The sequence below is a fragment of the Trinickia dabaoshanensis genome, assembly GCF_002879885.1.
GTDB lineage: Bacteria > Pseudomonadota > Gammaproteobacteria > Burkholderiales > Burkholderiaceae > Trinickia > Trinickia dabaoshanensis.
Genome location: NZ_PNYA01000027.1, coordinates 23,918 through 40,316 on the forward strand (window position 1 = coordinate 23,918; position 16,399 = coordinate 40,316).

Sequence of the window (16,399 nt, forward strand, 5' to 3'; positions counted from 1 at the left end):
GCCGAGGTGCACTCGACCGGCCGCGTCTTGCCAGGCTAGCTCATTAGCGTGATTAGCGGCGCGAACGAAGCCTGTTACTGCTCGAGACGGATATCGCGCGACGATGCGCCGACGTAGAACTGCCCGCCCGGGGCGATCTTCCAGCCATTGCGGTTCGTATCCCAAACGCGCCGCATTTGCGCCGGGATTTCCACGCGGACGCAGCGTGCCTCACCCGGGTTCAGGCTCACCTTCTCCCATCCCACCAGGCGCTTCGGCGGCTCCACGGGGTCGTTCAAACCAGCGAGATAAACCTGCGGCACCTCGGCACCGGCAACAGGGCCGTCATTGCGAAGCATGAAGGACACCGTGGCGGAGTGATCCCGGTGCTGATGCACGCGCAAATCCGAGTAGGCGAAATGCGTGTACGACAGACCATGGCCGAAGGGGAACATCGGCTGGATATGCTGCGCGTCATACCAGCGATAGCCCATCTTGAGCCCCTCCGAATACACCGGATTTTGCGCGATATCGCCGCCGTCCCAGGTCGGCGTATCGGCGTCGCGCAACGGGAACGTGACCGGCAGCTTGCCCGAAGGATTGACCTTGCCGAACAGCACGTTGGCGATCGCATTGCCGCCGCCTTCGCCGGGGTACCAAGCATCGACGATAGCCGAGACCTGGTCCTTCCACGGCATCAAGACCGGGTTGCCGCTTTCGAGGACCACCACCGTGTGCGGGTTCGCTTGCGCCACGGCTTGCACGAGCGCGTCCTGGTTGGACGGATTCGCGAGCGCGAGACTATGCAGTTCGCCGAAGTCCTCGCCGCCCGATTGCGTGACGAATACGATCGCCACGTCCGATTGGCGCGCGAGGTTCACGGCAGCATCGATTTCCTGCTGCGTGTAGGCCCTGAACGGCGATTGCATGTCCTCCCTACCCGCGAAGGTGACCGTCGCATTCGGCGCGAGGTTCTTGATCGCCGCCGTGATCGGCGTGGGCAGCTTGATCCAAGGGTTGGGCCACCAGTTGCATCCCGTGGAGTTCGGGAACGTGAGCCCGCCGCAGCCGGGGAATGCCCCCGTGACCGGATCGCGGGTGTCGCCCGACCCGCCGCCCGTGATGACGCCGACGTCCGCGTGCCCGCCGATGACGGCGATGTGCTTCACGCTCGACGCGTCGAGCGGCAACTGCCGGTCTTGATTCTTTAGGAGTACGATCGATTGTTCCTCCGCATGCTGCGCGAATGCGCGAGCCGCGTCGAAATCGATCGTCTGACCGCCCTTCGGCGGATCGTCCATCACGCCCGTACGAATCATGACGTACAGCTTGCGGCGCACCATGTCGTCGAGTCTTGCCTGCGTGATTTGGTGATTGGCCAGCGCTTGCTTGACGAGGTCCGGCGTGAGGAAGACCGTCGGGCCGACGTCCTCTTCCTCGTCCAAGCCCGCGTTGATGGCCGGCGCCGTGCTATGCGCGGCACCCCAATCGGACTGGATTTGGCCTTGGAAGTGCCAATCGCCCTTCAATACGTCGTTTAGCACGTGGGGGTTTTCGCACGCGTATGTGCCGTTGATCTTGTTGTAGCTGCACATCACGTTTCCGGGCTGGCCTTGTTCAACGGCAAGTTCGAACGGCAGCAGATAGAGCTCGCGCAGCGTGCGTTCGTCGATGCTGTCGTTCCCGCCCATACGGTTCGTCTCTTGCTCGTTGCCGACGTAGTGCTTGACCGTGGCGATTACCTTGTTGTTTTGCGTGGCACGCGTGCGTGCCGCCAGCATCTCGCCGGCCAAGACGGGATCTTCGCCGAGGTACTCGAACATCCGGCCGCCGCGTGCTTCGCGGGCCAGGTTCGTGCCCCCGCCCAGCCCCATCGCGAATCCTTGCTGACGCAACTGACGAGCGATCACGCCGCCGAATTGATAGGCCAGCATCGGATCCCAGCTCGCCGCCAGCGCGATGGTGGCCGGGAACGTCGTGCTCGGCTGCACGGTGCTGCCCCCTCCCGTGGCCGAATCCACCATATTGATGCTCGGGATACCCAAACGCGGCACCCCTTCGATGTAGCCCGCACCGCCGCCCGGCACGTCGCTCATTTGGTACTTCGAATGGATCAACTGCAGCTTTTCGTCGAGCGTGAGTTGCTTCACGAGCATATCGGCACGACGGTGCGCCGCGTCGTCCCAGAACGTGTTGGCCGCCGGTGCGTCGGCAGCATGGGCCGCCGTTTGGGCGAAAAGGCAGAAGGCGGCGGAAGCGATGGCGAGGGATAAACGCTTGAGCTGCATGGGCTTGTCTCCGTGATTAGTGGCATGGCGATGCACCGCCTTGCGGCGCTTGCGCAGCACCCGCAACGGGCGAGCGAAAGCACGAGCGCATCGTCTCGTCGCAAGGCGTCTTACGGATGAAACTCAGTCATGCGGCGCGGAATACCGCTCCGCCCGAAGAACGAATTGGGCGGAATCGGTTTTCAGCGGGATGTAGCGAAACTCCGGGGTTAGTAATAGCGCATAAGTAGCCTGACTACAAGAAAAGTTTTGAATGAATTCTTAAGTGCGCTGACGCATCGTTCAGAGTAGGGATTTATTACTTATTGAAACCGAAAATGTGGGACGCTCGCGCGTATGTTCGGAAAATTTTATAGAGAACGCGGGAGCCGGACCAGCGCCGAATGGGCCTCAGGCGGCGCTCAGGCGGCATCCATCCATCAAATGAGTTTCTGTGCGCTTTATCCAGCTACCGTCTCAATGCGGTTGAATCGAAGATAAAGGCAGACTTTATGTTGTTACTGAAAAGCAAATCGAAACGGGGTGGCAACGGCTCGTTCGACGAGCGCGACCGGTAGGCTCATCACCCTGACGCGACCAGAAATCTAATGATTTATCCGGTGTCAATTGATTAAATCGCATTCTATTGCCTGCCCCTATCTCCCGAATATCCTCACCATGGTCCAATGCGCGGCGACAACGCCGGCCGCCGGCCTCCGAGCCCGCTGATATTCCTGCCAGTTTTCGGTCGCGGAATCTGCCACTACATTGCGCATACCGCCTCATCTGCCCGCAAGTGCCTATCGCTCCACGATCATCAAGGACTCCTAACTGATCGCATCCGACCACGAGGCGATCGCATGGCGGTCCAGCCAAGCACCGTGCCGGCGAACTGAGATTTCTGTCAGTTGCCCGTCACCGGCACGCCTCCTACGGTTATATCCAACGATAGATGCACGACCGGCGGACGCGCCACTCCTGGGGGTCTCCATGCATTCGTCGTCGTCACCGCTGCCTAGTGCAACCGCAACCGCAACCGCAACAGCGACAGCGCCAGCCGCCTCGCCAATGACCGTGGGCGCCACCGGCAACGCCGCGGCTGCGCTTGCGGAGCGACTCGCGCGGCATCGGCGCCTCGCCTTCCGTTGGTTCGCTCTCGGCCTCGTCATCGCCGCGATCGCCGCCGGCAGTGGGTGGTGGACGCTCATGCGCAATGTCGTCTCGACGGACGATGCCTATGTCGCCGGCGACGTCGTCGAAGTCTCGCCGCGTATCGAAGGAACCGCCGTCGCCGTCTTCGTGCAAGACACCGATACCGTCGAGGCCGGCGCGCCGCTCGTGCGGATGGACCCGACCGATGCGCGCCTCTCGCTCGACGCGGCGGTCGAAGCGTTGGCCCATGCCGTTCGCGACTACCGCTCCGCCGGTGCCGACGCAGATCAGGCACGCGAGCAAATTCGCCTCAGAGCGTCGGAATTGGCGCGCGCGCAGGACGACTTCGACCGGCGTGGCGCGATCGCGGCGCAAGGCGCCGTCTCGAAGGAGGAGTTGCGCCATGCGGGCAGTGCGGTCGCGGCCGCGCAAGCCGCGCTCGAGTCGCAGCGCGCCGCGTTCCGTTCGAGCCTCGCTCACATCGAGGGCACCACGGTCGCGTCGAACCCGCTCGTGAAAGAAGCCGCGGCGCGCGTGCGCAGCGCGGCGCTCGCGCTGGCGCGCACGGTCGTACGCGCGCCGATTTCCGGTCGCATTACGCGCCGTATCGTGCAAGTGGGGCAGCACGTGACACCGGGCACGCCGTTGCTCGTGATCGTTCCACTCGATCGCGTGTGGGTCGACGCGAATTTCAAGGAGTCTCAGCTTGGCCGATTGCATCCGGGCCAAGCCGTCACGCTGACCTCGGATCTCTATGGTGGCGCCGTGACTTACCACGGAACGATACAAGGCTTCGAAGCAGGCACCGGCGCCGCCTTTGCCGCGTTACCCGCGCAAAATGCAACGGGCAATTGGATCAAGGTGGTTCAGCGTGTACCGGTTCGCATCGCGCTCGATGCACGCGAGCTGCGCGCCAATCCGCTACTCATCGGTATGTCGATGGATGCTCAGGTGCGCGTCGATCGACCGGGCGCATCGCATGGCGCGCTGACTTCGGCATCGGCCTCGACGGCCCCGGGCCTGCGCATGCCAGCATTGCCGCGCACGGCCGACACCACGTATGTCTATGCCGACGACGCGAAGGCGGGCGAGGCGCTAGTCGACGAGACGATTCGCGCGAATAGCGCCAGAGCCGGTGCGAACGACGACAAAGGTAGGCGGCAATGAGCGCGTCCATTCGCCGCGAGACGCCACGGCCCACGCCGCTGCCGCTCGAGCCGTTGCACGGCGGCACGCTCGTGGCCGTCGCTATCGCGATCAGCACCGCCAATTTCATGCAGACGTTGGACCTGACCATTGCGAACGTCGCGGTACCGACGATCGCCGGCGATCTCGGCGTCTCGCCCGATATGGGCACCTGGATGCTGACGTCGTTCGCCACGCCGCTAGCCATCACACTCCCGCTGACGGGATGGCTCGCGCAGCGCTTCGGACAAGTGCGGCTGTTCCGCATCTCGGTGGCGCTGTTCATCGCGACCTCGATGCTGTGCGGCCTGGCGCCGACGTTCGGCACGCTCATCGTGCTGCGCGCGTTGCAAGGCGCCGCGTCGGGGCCGATCACCGCCCTATCGCAAGCCTTGCTCGTCGCCGTTTTCCCGCCGGCGAAACGCAATAAGGCGCTCGCCGTTTGGCAAACCACGACGTTTATCGCGCCCGTGCTTGGACCGATAGCGGGCGGATGGATCACCGACAACATCGCTTGGCCTTGGATCTTTTATATCAACGTGCCGGCGGGCGCGGCCGTGCTCTTCATTTTGCTTCGCGCGCTCGGGAGGCGCGACAACAGCACGCGCAAGCTCCCCGTCGATGCCGTGGGCCTCTTCTTGCTCGCGCTGTCCTTCGGCTCTTTGCAACTGATGCTCGACCGAGGCCAAAACCTCGATTGGTTTGCCGCTACGCCCATTCGCGTGCTCGCTGCGATCGGCATCGTGAGCTTGGTCGCTCTCGTCATATGGGAGCTCACCGAGCTTCATCCGATCGTCGATTTGAAGCTATTCGCCGATTTGAATTTTTCCGCGGGCACGCTTGCCGTCACCGTCGGATTCGGCGTCTACTATGCGGCGCTCGTGCTCGTGCCGCTTTGGCTGCAAACCCAGCAAGGCTATACAGCGACCTGGGCCGGCATCGCCACCGCGCCGCTCGGCATCGCTGGGATCGTGGTGGCGCCGCTGATCGGGCGCATTCAGCATCGCGTCGATCCGCGCCGCTTCGCCACGCTTGCCCTGCTCGGCTGGGGCGCCGCCTCTCTATGGCGCATGCGGTTCGACACCGACGTACCGATCAGCGAGATCGCCGCCAATTCGCTGTTGATGGGCGCGGCCACGGCGTTTTTCATTACGCCGCTCGTGTCGCTCTCGCTCGCGGGCTTGCCGCGCGAGAGGCTGCCGGCCGCTTCCGGGCTTCAAAACGCACTGCGCCGGATCGGCACGAGCGTGGCGACCTCGCTCGCGCCGACTTACCTCGAACGCCGCGCGCGCGTGCACAGCACCTATCTCGTCGACCGGCTCACGCCGCTGAACCGCAGTTTCAACGAATGGTTCGAGGGGTTGCGCCATGCCGGCCGTTCGCACGATGCGGCTCTCGCGGCGATCGCCAAGGCCGTCGAAGTACAAGCCCACATGCTCGCGCTCGACGACTTCTCCGGCGGATGCGCGCTACTGTTTGCCGCGACGCTCGCGGTCGTTTGGCTCGCCCGATACCGGCGCGCCGGCTAACGCGTCGTCATGCGGCCATCGCCCATGCCGGCATCGTTCGCAATGCAGGCAGCCGGGGCGAAGCCTGCGCACCGAGCGCGTCATAACCGAACACCCATCGCGCATCGGTTTCACCGCGCATGAACGTATTGGCAGCCGAGACCCGGTGCACTTGCGTAAGCCGCTTGCGACGCGCCTGAGCGAAGCTGCGGAACGCGGGTTCGAAATCGCCGGCGCCCACCAACGCACGCGTCAGCATCACGGCGTCTTCGAGCGCCATGGCCGCGCCTTGCGACATGAACGGCCGCATGGGATGGCATGCATCGCCAATCAACACGATGCGCGACGTCCCGAATTCGAAGTGCGGCGGCCGCTCGAACAGCGCCCATTTGGCGACGCCGGCCCGCGGAGCGTGGGCGAGCATTCGTTTGACGTCGGGATGGAAATCGCGAAACGCGTGGCGCATCTCGTCCGGATCGGCGGGCATCGACGACGCCTCGGTCGACCAACTCGCTTGCGGCATCATCGCCGCGAAGTAGAAATCGCGCCGAGCGCGATCGAGCCAATACGATAGAACGAACCGTTCGGCGTCCCACCACTTCGTCAGGTCGTCGACGGCCAAGCCGCGCAGATCCTCGCGCGGATACGATCCACGAAACGCGACCTGTCCCGAGAAGACCGGTTGCTCGCGCCCGCGCAATGCGCCGCGCACGCTCGAGCGCAAACCATCGGCAGCGATCACCGCGTCGCACTCGACGCGGCTACCGTCGTCGAACCCGAGCACAATCGTTTCGCCGCCCCAATCGATTCCCGCCAAGCGCTTGGCCCATCGCACGCTACCTGGCGTCACGGCCGACATCAGCGCCGTATGCAACTCCCCGCGGCGCACTGCGACGAACGGCGCGCCGAATTGCCGATGCGCGCTCTCGCCGAGCGAAAGTGCAAACAGCATCTCGCCGCTCGTTCCGTCGCGATTCAAGAATGCGCACGGCTCTTGTCCCTTCAGCAATACATGCCGATGCACATCCAGATGGCGCAACACGCGCATCAAGTTCGGGCTCAAATGAATGCCGCCCCCGGCCGGCGCAAATCGTTCGTATTGCTCATAGACGGTCACCTTGTAACCGGCTCGCTGCATCAGCGCGGCGACCGCGGCCCCACCGATGCCCGCTCCGATGACGGCGACCCGAGCGCCGCCGCATGTGTCATGTTTCGAATTCATGTTGCCTCCCAGACCTGCGCTCGCACGCGCAAGCAACGGATACTCGCAAATGGCCTGCGCTGTCCGAAACGCATGACATCCGGACCACGCACCGGCTTGCGCTACATGCAAGGCGCGCAATTGAGCAGCGGTGATGAGCCGGCCGGGCATGATTTGCGGCCGATGAGCAACGACAGTAGCCATGGTTTCCTCCGCTATCGACGGCGCGACGGTGAGCCGCGTCCTCTCGAATGGGACGCATTAGAACGGAGGCCGATCGATGAGAAAACTGGCAGAACTCTCAGAAAATACCGGTTCTCTGACACTTCTCTCAGGGCGTGGAATAAGCGAGAGACCGGTTAAGGCGTGTGTGTTCCTATCGCGGGCTAAGGCGTCACGAGCGGTTCCGAACGCGGTCGCGGCGCGGGTGGAACGGTTTCATAGCGGGATTGGGTTAGGACTGCCGAAAGGCAAGGCGGCCGAGGCGAGCCGAGAGGCGACCGGTGCGGCCCTCTCGTTCGCCGTGCGAGAGGTGTCAATTAAAAGCGATGATGCCGAGCATAAGCGCCTTGACGGCGGCATGGGTTTTGTTCGACGCATTCAGTTTTGAAATCGCGCTGGCCACGTGGAAGTTGATCGTGCGTTCCGTGACACCGAGAATCATCCCGATCTCGCATGAGGTCTTGCCCACGGCGGCCCAACGCAGAACCTCGCGCTCGCGCTCGCTCAGCGGCGATACGCCCCTCGCATCGCCGCGCAATGGCAAAGGCGGAATGGGCGCCTCGCGCTTCATCACTTGCTCCATTTTCTGCTCCGCAAAAGAATGCAAACATGCCAAGTCAGCTGCACCACCTGCAACGAGCCATGCCTGGAACGGCAATATCCGCCGCCTCCGAATAAAAACGGGCCGGCCTATTCGCAAGAAAACACGCCCCCGCGCACTCAATCAGGGGGTCAAGGGAAAGCGAGAATCAGCGGTTCGTTCGAGGCTGGGACTGTGAAGCCCGCCCTGGGAGCGGCAAGCGCGCCAGAGTCGAAGGCATGCGGATCGGAGCCGCACGTCGTGTGACCGCCCGATGTAAAAAATAGGCGTCGATACCCCGTACCGTTTTCTTATATATCGCGTTCAGCATAATCGCTGTTTTCGCAGTGCGGAAGATGCGTAGGGCGCACTATATTCATGATTGCAACGCCATGAACGCGAAATCGCCGGTGGCCGCCATGACTTCGATCGACCTGAACATGCTCGTCGTACTCGACGTACTGCTCACCGAGCAAAGCGTCGTACGCGCCGCTCAGCGGCTCGAATTGAGCCCTTCCGCGATGAGCCGCGCGCTTGCGCGGCTACGCCTCGTCACGGGCGATCAGCTGCTCGTGCGCGCGGGCCATACGCTCGTGCCCACGCCGCTTGCGCTCGAATTGCGCGGTAAGGTCAGCGCCGTGGTCGCCGATGCGCAAAACGTCTTGCGGCCATCGATTCGGCTCGACCTGGCCTCACTCGAACGCACGTTTACGATTCGCGCGAACGACGGGTTCATCGAGCGCTATGGCGCCCGAATCGCCGGGCTCGTCGAAGAGCAGGCGCCGCTCGTTCGGCTGCGTTTCGCGGCCAAGCCCGACAAGAGCGGGACGATGCTGCGCGACGGCATCGCCGATCTCGAAGTGGGCGTCGTGAACCACATGGCGCCGGAGCTGCGCATCCAGGCGCTCTTTCGCGACAAGTTCGTCGGGGTCGTTCGCCTCGGGCACCCGCTGGCTGGCGAAGACGTGACCGCGGCACGCTATGCGGCTTATCGGCATATCAGCGTATCGCGCCGGGGCCATGCGTTCGGGCCGATCGACGATGCCCTGCGCGAGTGCGGCGAGAAGCGCATCGTCAGCGTGATCGTGCCGAGCTTTCCCGACGCGCTCGCCCTGGCGCGAACGACCGATTTGGTGGCCAGCGTTCCCGAACGCCAAACCGACGCCGCGCGCGCGGGAATGGTCACGTTCCCGTTGCCGGTTGCCACGCCCGACGTCACCGTCTCGCAGATCTGGCATCCGCGCTTGGACGGCGACGGCGCGCATCGCTGGCTTCGCACGTGCTTGCGGCACGCATGCAGCGATGCGCCTGAAATGCTTCAATAGCGCCCGGGCGGCCATCGTTCCGGCTATTTTCGACAGCCCCGGCGATCAGCCGCGCGGCATCTCGGCCATCGCGCGCTGCATCTCCTCCATGCTCGGCTCACGCTTGTGCGTGGCGACGTGCCAGCGGTGGCCGAACGGGTCTTCGACTTCGCCCCAACGGTCGCCCCAAAACATATCGGCGAGCGGCGCGCGCACGGTCATTCCCGCCGACACCGCGCGATCGAAAGTCCGATCGGCGTCTTCGACGTATAGATAAAGGCTGACAGGCGTGCCTTTGAGCGTTTGCGGTCCGGCCATGCCGCAGTCGGGGCTTTCGTCGGTCAGCATCACCACCGAATCGCCGATCTTGATCTGCGCGTGAGCGATCTTGCCGCTCGGTCCGGGCATACGGAACAACTCCACGGCGCCGAAAGCCTTCACGTAAAAGGCGATTGCCTCGCTTGCGTTTCTGCACACGAGGTGCGGGGTAACCGTGTGCATGCCTTCGGGAATGGGTTTGACGGACGAAGTCATTGTAGGCGCTCCATTTTCAGTAGTTCGTTAATGAGTGGGCCTCGTCGTGGCAGGACGAATGCGGTTTCGCATTCCCACTGACCTTCGGGGTTTCGCGCCTTGCGAACAGCGGGGCTCCACCCGTACGACGACCGAACACCGGGCATTTCGACATTGGCTCAAAGAATTTTTGCGCGCCGCGTTGCATGCGCTCGCCGCTGCAACAATTTCGCAACATTAGAAAAACATAATGCGCTCTCCTCATTAATTGTCATACTTTTCCATGCGACATCTCGCGATTGCTTCCCCGCTGCGCCTTTCGCTGCTTGCCAGTATTGCTGCTCTGGCTGCATGCGGCGGCGGCAATGGTCAATCTACAAACGCGTCCATCCCGGCGCCGCCGCCTACGCCGAGCTTCGTCGACAGTGCGCAGATCCCCGATGTGCCCGCGTTCGTGGACAACATCGCCACCAATCAGCGAGGCGATGCGCGATACGCGACGCTGGGAACGAACGCGGGTGTGCGCGTCGTGTCCCGATTCCTCGATATCTGGCAACCGCTCACCGAGATCGTCGATGCGGGCGTCTCGGCACCGGCGAACGGTTCATTCCCGGCCGTCGTTCAATCGACGTGGACAGGGTTGCCGAACGACGGAACGCCGGGCGGGGCGGTATTGAATAGCGCCGTGCATGCGGCGAACATCCAGTTCGTGGTGAACGAGACGACGAGCCGCACCCAAGCGCAAGCCGACGCCGCGTATTACGACGACCGGCGCGGCAAGGGCTATAGCGTGACGGATGGCATGGGACCGCTCACCAGCGCGTGGCGCGCCGCCGCGCAGCAGACCACTTCCATCACCACGATTCCCGCCGACGCGACGACCGTGCTTTACAACGACAGCGGGAACAACACGGGCGTGGGGACCAGCGGCGGCAACGCGGGCTTCGGGCAGGTTGTCGATTTGTTGAACGCCATGGGTGCGAATGCGTCCACCGAGCCGGCCAAGCGCTTTTACAAGTACGCGCGTCCGTACCGTTGGAGCACGAGCGTCGTGGTCGATCCCACACTGGTGCCGGCCGAGAGCACGACGCCGACAACCGACGGCGGGTTCATCAGCGGTCATGAAGCCGAAGCCATGCGCGACGCCATGACGATGGCCTACGTGCTACCGGAGCGCTTCCAGGAAATGGCGAGCCGCGGCCTCGAGCTCGGCGAGAACCGCATTTTCGCGGGCATGCACTCCCCGCTCGATGTGATCTCGGGCCGTATGTTCGCGCTGGCCGCGACCGCCGCGAACCTCTCCGCTTCGGCCAATGCGACGCTTAAGAGCAATGCTTTCGCACAGGCGCATGCGGCCCTGATGCAGGCGACGAACACGAATGCGGCGACGTTCGCCGCGTTTGCGCATTCGGGGACGACTACGACGGACCGATTCGCGGACTATGGGACGAACAAGGCGAATTTCATTCGGCGTATGACCTTCGGCTTCGCGCCGATCGAATCGACCGATGCGCCTCCCGTCGTGCCGAAGGGCGCGGAAGTCATGCTGGAAACACGCTTTCCGTATTTGAGCGCGGACCAGCGGCGCGTCGTGCTGAAGACGACCGAGCTGCCGTCCGGGTATCCGGTGATGGACGACGCGGAAGGTTGGGGACGTCTGAATATGTTCGCCGCAGCCGATGGGTATGGCGCGTTCAACGGCAGCGTCGTTGTCTCGATGGACGCGTCGCAAGGCGGGTTCAACGCGGCGGACCTGTGGCGCAACGACATTTCGGGTACGGGAAAACTCACGCTGCAAGGCAGCGGGACGTTGGCGCTGGGTGGAAACAATACGTGGTCCGGTGGCGCGCAGGTGAACGGCGGTGTGTTGCAAGCGCAGTCGGCTAATGCATTTGGAACCGGCGACGTGTACGTTGGCGCAGGCGGTGTGACGATCGCGGCTTCGTCGCCGGTGACCGTTGCGGGCAATTACACGCAGCTCGCCGGCACGACGCTCGAACTCGATATCGACGGTACGGGCGCGGGGCGGTTGCGCGTCGGCAATCTGATTACGATCGCGGGCGGCACGCTGCACGTGAAGCTCGTCAACGGTTATTCGCCGAAAGCGGGTGATGTGGTCGAGTTAATCGATGGTGCTGGGTCGATGAAGCAGTTCACCACGGTCACGGTCGATGGGCATAAGGCTACGCCGGTGTATACGGGTGCCGGCGTTTCCGTGCATATCGATTCGTAGTTCGTTGAGCTAATGGGGCATGCCGAACGGACAACAGCCTGCTAGAAGGCGCCGTTCGGCTCCATCGCTCATTGGTTTCGCACCAGATCCTTGCCGATGGCCGCGACGATGTTTTTTTCACACGACTGCAGTCCCTCGACCGATTGATCGAAGTTCTCCTCGAGCGAGCCGAAGGTGCCGTAGCTATAGGTCGCATCGCTATCGACGTGGACGCTGTTCGACTTGATGTCGTAGCCACAGGCGTACGTTTTGAAGTACATGTCCTGTTTGGTCTTCGCATCCAGAATGCGAGCGCGAACAACCACCCACGGAACGAACATGGCGCTCTCGGGCGGCGACACGTAACCCATCGTAGAGATTGACACGTTCATGATGGCATCGGCATCGGTGTGAATGCCGGAGTAGTCATCCGACTTGCCGTCAGCCGAGAGCTTCGCGTCCTGACCGTCGAGCTTGACGACTTGATACCCGTCCGCAGTGAGGCGGTCCATCACGCCATCGGCCACGGTGGGTGCGAACACGACCTTACCGGTCGCTATTTTGGTTGTATAGGTGCTTGTGTGGCTGGAGTTAACGCCGGCTTGGACCAAAGCGCCGACAAGACCAAACCCCGCCGCCGCGCCGCCGAAATTCATAACTGGCTCGGTTTTGGGTTCCGCGACATTGAGAATGGCGATCGAATGCAGTTTGCTACGGGCATCCGCGTTCAGATCGGTCTTCGGCAGAGACGCGCAGCCCGCTAGCAGGACAGCGGACAAGCCGAGGGTGAGACATTTGGGGTGGGAAAAGCTTTTCATTGGCCGGTAGTTTGTTGTAGTCGTTCAAACCCCGGGAGCGGGGCTGGAAATGGAGCAGCGGAACGATGGACGTCGACGCTCTATTTCCGTTTTCGGCAGCGTTGCCGCAAATCTTTAGGTCTTTATGGGCACGATGCGGGACTACGCAGTCATTGACATCGTTATCGCTAGCCAGTGTGGCATTCGGTGGAGTATCGCCGGTTGCTAGCGGGGCCGCTTGTTCCGAGCCGATCCAGTCCCGCCGGGCGACGTCCGTCTTGCAAGAAAATGCTGCAATGACGGGCGGCGAACGAGGACGTGCCGAAGCCCGTTCGACCGCAACGCTGGGCGATTGAGTGCCGGGAAACTCGATTGGCCTCGGCGTTACTCACTCCGGGAAGAACACCGGATCCAACACCTGCTCCATCGTCCATGGACAGCTTTCCGGAAACCCTTCAAGACCGGTTTCGTTCTCGGCGCTCAAGACGGCTTTGCTCCACACCAAGTCCAGCCATTGCGCGTCATTGAATTTACCTCGCAGGCTGGGTGCTTCGTGCAGTACGTAAGCCGCGTCCTTTCGTTGGACGGCAATCGTGCGAATCCAACTCTTGCCTCGCAGCGCGGGCTGATACTGCCATTTCAGAAGGTGGGCTAGCAGAACTGCCATACGGCTCGCCAATTCCCGTTGTTCGCTTTTACCCACGTCCTCGATCTCCTGCGCAATATGCTCAACGTCGAGGTCTGCAAGCTTGCCCGCACGCAACAACGCGACCTGTTCGTTGGCCCATGCCACCACGTCCTTCTCGTAGCTCGTTCCCATTTTCCGGCCCCTAAGCTCAGTCACGCATGGCGCCATTTTAACCACTCCCATGAGGTTCCCCGTTTTACCCGCTCTGTCCGCGACGCACGCCTCGGCGTCGCGGACGCGTTAGGGCCTCAATGTCGCACGGTTGTGATCCGACGCATACCTGGCCGATCGGATATCCTTTCGCGGGCGGACGCGAATTCCTATCCTTTGGCTGTACCTGTTGCCTTCGACGTAGCCCCTCAAGGCCATTCCCCTTTACGCTATGACTACGCCACCCAAGCAGTTGGACGAACTCAGCAAATATCTGAGCTACATACTCCGCCACGAACCACACGCCATTGGTTTGCAGCTCGATACGGAAGGATGGGCGGATATCGATGCTTTGATTTCGTGCTCCGACAAACACGGGCGAGCAATCGAACGATCGATGATCGAAGTCGTCGTTGAGACGAACAACAAGAAGCGGTTTGCGCTCTCCGAAGATGGCCGACGAATCCGGGCCGTCCAGGGGCACTCGAGCTCGACCGTGCAACGCACATACCCCGAGTCGGTCCCTCCCGAGGTGCTATACCACGGCACCGCGACTCGATTTCTAACTTCTATCGTCGAGCATGGGCTGCGCGCCGGATCTCGTCACCATGTCCACTTATCTCTCGATATATCGACGGCGACCGCGGTGGGGAAGCGCCACGGCAAACCAGTGGTGCTCGAGATCGAGGCCCTGAAAATGCATCGGAACGGCGCTAAGTTCTTCCTGTCGGAGAACGAAGTTTGGCTTACCGATGCGGTGCCGGCTCAGTTCATTCGCGTGCTCGAGTAGATGATGGGCGGCTGGGCTTGCGTTCGTCAGCGCGACGGCTTGCCCGGGGGGAGAGGCGATGCAGGGCGACGATGAGCGGGAATTCAAGAAAGGCAGCGTGCGTCCAACAAACTTATGCAGCAGGGATCCGGCGAGAACGCAGCGGACGCTGCCCTGCCAATGGCCCCATATCCAACACCCGAGGCAACCTCCCTCCGCAACGGCCCGCAAGCCTCGACGCGGCGCGGCTTTGCAGGCCGTCATCGCCTAGGCGCGGTTCGTTTCGGGGATTTTTTGCCCAGACGCGGTTTTGCAGCCCACCGAGGCGTCGGCGAAGGTAGTTAAAGAACGATGGCGCGCAAGCGCCGCACGCCGATTGTATCGGCCGCACAGGCGGTAGAACGGGAAGGAAGAGAACCGCCCAAGGGCGGATAAGAAGGAAGCCGGCTCGCCGCATCCCGCAGTGGCCGTAAAAAAGCCAGCCCGAAGGCTGGCGTCATATTCAGGGCAACCCAATTGGCTTGGGCTTCACTGCGGGAAGAACTCCGGATCGATCGCCTGCTCCATCGTCCACGGGCACGACTCTGGCAGCAGCGCCACGCCGATCTGCATCTCCGTGGCGGCCTGTTGACGTGCATCGCCCCACATATCGCTAATCCAGTCGTCATCGACCAGCATGGGCTTCAGACTCGGTGTCTTGTTCAGCCGTCGCACAATCGCCGCTCGCTGAATCTGCAGCGTCGTCTGCCAACTCGCACCACGCCTTTCCGGCTGGCATTGCCACTTGAGCAGGTGTGCCAGCAGCACGGCCATGCGGCTCGCCAGTTCACGCTGTTGGCTCTTACCCACGTCCTCGATCTCCTCTGCGATGTGTTCGATGTCCAACGCAGAGAACTTACCCGCGCGCAACAACGCAGCCTGTTCGTTGGCCCATGCCACCACGTCCTTCTCGTAGCTCGTTCCCATTTTTCGGCCCCTAAGCTCAGTCACGCATGGCGCCATTTTAACCACTCCCGTAAATTCACCTATTCCTCCGTTTCGCCCTCGGCTTGCGCCTCGGCGTCCAGTGCTTCCAGTAAGTCGGCCACCGTCGCCGGCGCCTCATCGGGTTTCAGTGTCGCACGCGTGAGCCGTGCCGGATGCGTAGCCGAATGGATATCCTTCAGCGCCCGGATCCTCACCCGCGTGCAGACCTGCGTCGTCTTGATGTCCGCGTGACCCAGCATCGCCTGGATGAACCGAACGTCCGCCCCGTTTTCCAGCATCTGCGTGGCCATCGCGTGCACGGAACAAGTGACAGCTCTCGATGTTGCCCAGCCCCGCCGCTCGCACGTGGTTGCGCATCATTTGCGTCATCCGCCCCCACAGCGGCGACGCGAGTGCACTGGCCGCTCTCCCAATGGCCCCGACCATGCATCGGGTCGAACACGGGGGTCAGCGACAACGGATAAATGGACGAAATCTGTCTCTTGTCTGCCCCACTATGAGCCCCCTCCGTGGGGGCACGAAGCCGCAACGTCTTCAGAAAATCGAAAACGATAGCCCGTCATGATCCGGTACTAGCCTGCCGGCTCTCCAATCGTCGATGATTTGCCTGGCGACCTCTTCATGGGTCCCGGTGTATTCCGTCGCGGGCGCCCAGCCGACAGCGTTTGGCTTACTTTTTACCGGTGCCGCGCCTCGTCTAAGAAGCGCTAGGATGCACCGATATCCGAAGTCATCAAGCCGCTCCCCCGATAACCCAAAACCGTCTGCGCCAACCGGAATAATTTGCCACAGCCCGACAGCATCCAGCTCCAGTTCATTGGGGATACGTTCGATCCACTCGCTCATCGGAATACCAAAGTACTTATCAACGGGCTCTTGGGTCAT

Annotated in this window: 14 protein-coding genes; 5 read left to right on the top strand and 9 right to left on the bottom strand. The window is 62.4% G+C overall.

The features are described 5' to 3' along the window. Nucleotides 1–74: 74 nt before the first annotated feature. Nucleotides 75–2,267 carry a beta-glucosidase family protein gene (locus C0Z18_RS24860; protein WP_102648190.1) on the bottom strand — a complete coding sequence of 731 codons (2,193 nt, stop codon included), beginning with the start codon at nucleotides 2,265–2,267 and terminating at the stop codon, nucleotides 75–77. A gap of 1,047 nt (nucleotides 2,268–3,314) precedes the next feature. Between C0Z18_RS24860 and C0Z18_RS24865 the strand changes: the two genes are divergently transcribed. Together C0Z18_RS24865 and C0Z18_RS24870 are read left to right on the top strand one after the other, a co-directional pair. Next, nucleotides 3,315–4,565 (top strand): HlyD family efflux transporter periplasmic adaptor subunit, encoded by a 1,251-nt coding sequence (locus C0Z18_RS24865; protein ID WP_102648120.1) that lies wholly within the window; start codon nucleotides 3,315–3,317, stop codon nucleotides 4,563–4,565. Then, complete coding sequence (locus C0Z18_RS24870; protein ID WP_102648121.1) at nucleotides 4,562–6,112, top strand: DHA2 family efflux MFS transporter permease subunit; 1,551 nt, start codon at nucleotides 4,562–4,564, stop codon at nucleotides 6,110–6,112. Before C0Z18_RS24865 ends, C0Z18_RS24870 begins: the two co-directional genes overlap by 4 nt. A 7-nt stretch (nucleotides 6,113–6,119) precedes the next feature. Here C0Z18_RS24870 and C0Z18_RS24875 read toward each other — a convergent pair whose 3' ends face one another. Both C0Z18_RS24875 and C0Z18_RS24880 read right to left on the bottom strand, forming a co-directional pair. Continuing rightward, complete coding sequence (locus C0Z18_RS24875) at nucleotides 6,120–7,496, bottom strand: FAD-dependent monooxygenase (protein WP_233217477.1); 1,377 nt, start codon at nucleotides 7,494–7,496, stop codon at nucleotides 6,120–6,122. Between the two features lie 331 nt (nucleotides 7,497–7,827). Further along, the gene (locus tag C0Z18_RS24880; protein WP_233217478.1) at nucleotides 7,828–8,172 is read right to left on the bottom strand and encodes a helix-turn-helix domain-containing protein; all 345 of its coding nucleotides are present in this window, start codon (nucleotides 8,170–8,172) and stop codon (nucleotides 7,828–7,830) included. A gap of 341 nt (nucleotides 8,173–8,513) precedes the next feature. Between C0Z18_RS24880 and C0Z18_RS24885 the strand changes: the two genes are divergently transcribed. After that, complete coding sequence (locus tag C0Z18_RS24885; RefSeq protein WP_102648192.1) at nucleotides 8,514–9,419, top strand: LysR family transcriptional regulator; 906 nt, start codon at nucleotides 8,514–8,516, stop codon at nucleotides 9,417–9,419. 45 nt (nucleotides 9,420–9,464) lie between these two features. Here C0Z18_RS24885 and C0Z18_RS24890 read toward each other — a convergent pair whose 3' ends face one another. Next, the gene (locus C0Z18_RS24890) at nucleotides 9,465–9,932 is read right to left on the bottom strand and encodes a VOC family protein (protein ID WP_102648123.1); all 468 of its coding nucleotides are present in this window, start codon (nucleotides 9,930–9,932) and stop codon (nucleotides 9,465–9,467) included. A 262-nt stretch (nucleotides 9,933–10,194) separates the two neighbouring features. On the opposite strand from C0Z18_RS24890, the gene C0Z18_RS24895 reads away from it, so the two are divergent. Continuing rightward, complete coding sequence (locus C0Z18_RS24895) at nucleotides 10,195–12,144, top strand: phosphatase PAP2 family protein (protein ID WP_102648124.1); 1,950 nt, start codon at nucleotides 10,195–10,197, stop codon at nucleotides 12,142–12,144. Nucleotides 12,145–12,212: 68 nt separating this feature from the next. Here C0Z18_RS24895 and C0Z18_RS24900 read toward each other — a convergent pair whose 3' ends face one another. Together C0Z18_RS24900 and C0Z18_RS24905 are read right to left on the bottom strand one after the other, a co-directional pair. Next, complete coding sequence (locus C0Z18_RS24900) at nucleotides 12,213–12,941, bottom strand: hypothetical protein (protein WP_233217479.1); 729 nt, start codon at nucleotides 12,939–12,941, stop codon at nucleotides 12,213–12,215. A gap of 367 nt (nucleotides 12,942–13,308) precedes the next feature. Next, complete coding sequence (locus C0Z18_RS24905) at nucleotides 13,309–13,740, bottom strand: DUF29 domain-containing protein (protein WP_102648194.1); 432 nt, start codon at nucleotides 13,738–13,740, stop codon at nucleotides 13,309–13,311. Nucleotides 13,741–13,990: 250 nt separating this feature from the next. Here C0Z18_RS24905 and C0Z18_RS24910 point away from each other — a divergent pair, with 250 nt between their 5' ends. Further along, on the top strand, nucleotides 13,991–14,548 hold the full coding sequence (locus C0Z18_RS24910; RefSeq protein ID WP_102648125.1) for an RNA 2'-phosphotransferase: 558 nt from the start codon (nucleotides 13,991–13,993) through the stop codon (nucleotides 14,546–14,548). Nucleotides 14,549–15,055: 507 nt separating this feature from the next. Here the strand turns inward: C0Z18_RS24910 and C0Z18_RS24915 are convergent. From C0Z18_RS24915 to C0Z18_RS33275, 3 genes are all read right to left on the bottom strand, one after another. Next, nucleotides 15,056–15,493 carry a DUF29 domain-containing protein gene (locus C0Z18_RS24915; RefSeq protein ID WP_102648195.1) on the bottom strand — a complete coding sequence of 146 codons (438 nt, stop codon included), beginning with the start codon at nucleotides 15,491–15,493 and terminating at the stop codon, nucleotides 15,056–15,058. A gap of 59 nt (nucleotides 15,494–15,552) precedes the next feature. Then, entirely contained in the window at nucleotides 15,553–15,804 is a 252-nt protein-coding gene (locus C0Z18_RS33270) for a tyrosine-type recombinase/integrase (protein WP_199189542.1), read from the bottom strand. Nucleotides 15,805–16,048: 244 nt separating this feature from the next. Beyond that, nucleotides 16,049–16,399, bottom strand: a complete 351-nt coding sequence (locus tag C0Z18_RS33275; RefSeq protein WP_199189546.1) for a hypothetical protein — start codon at nucleotides 16,397–16,399, stop codon at nucleotides 16,049–16,051.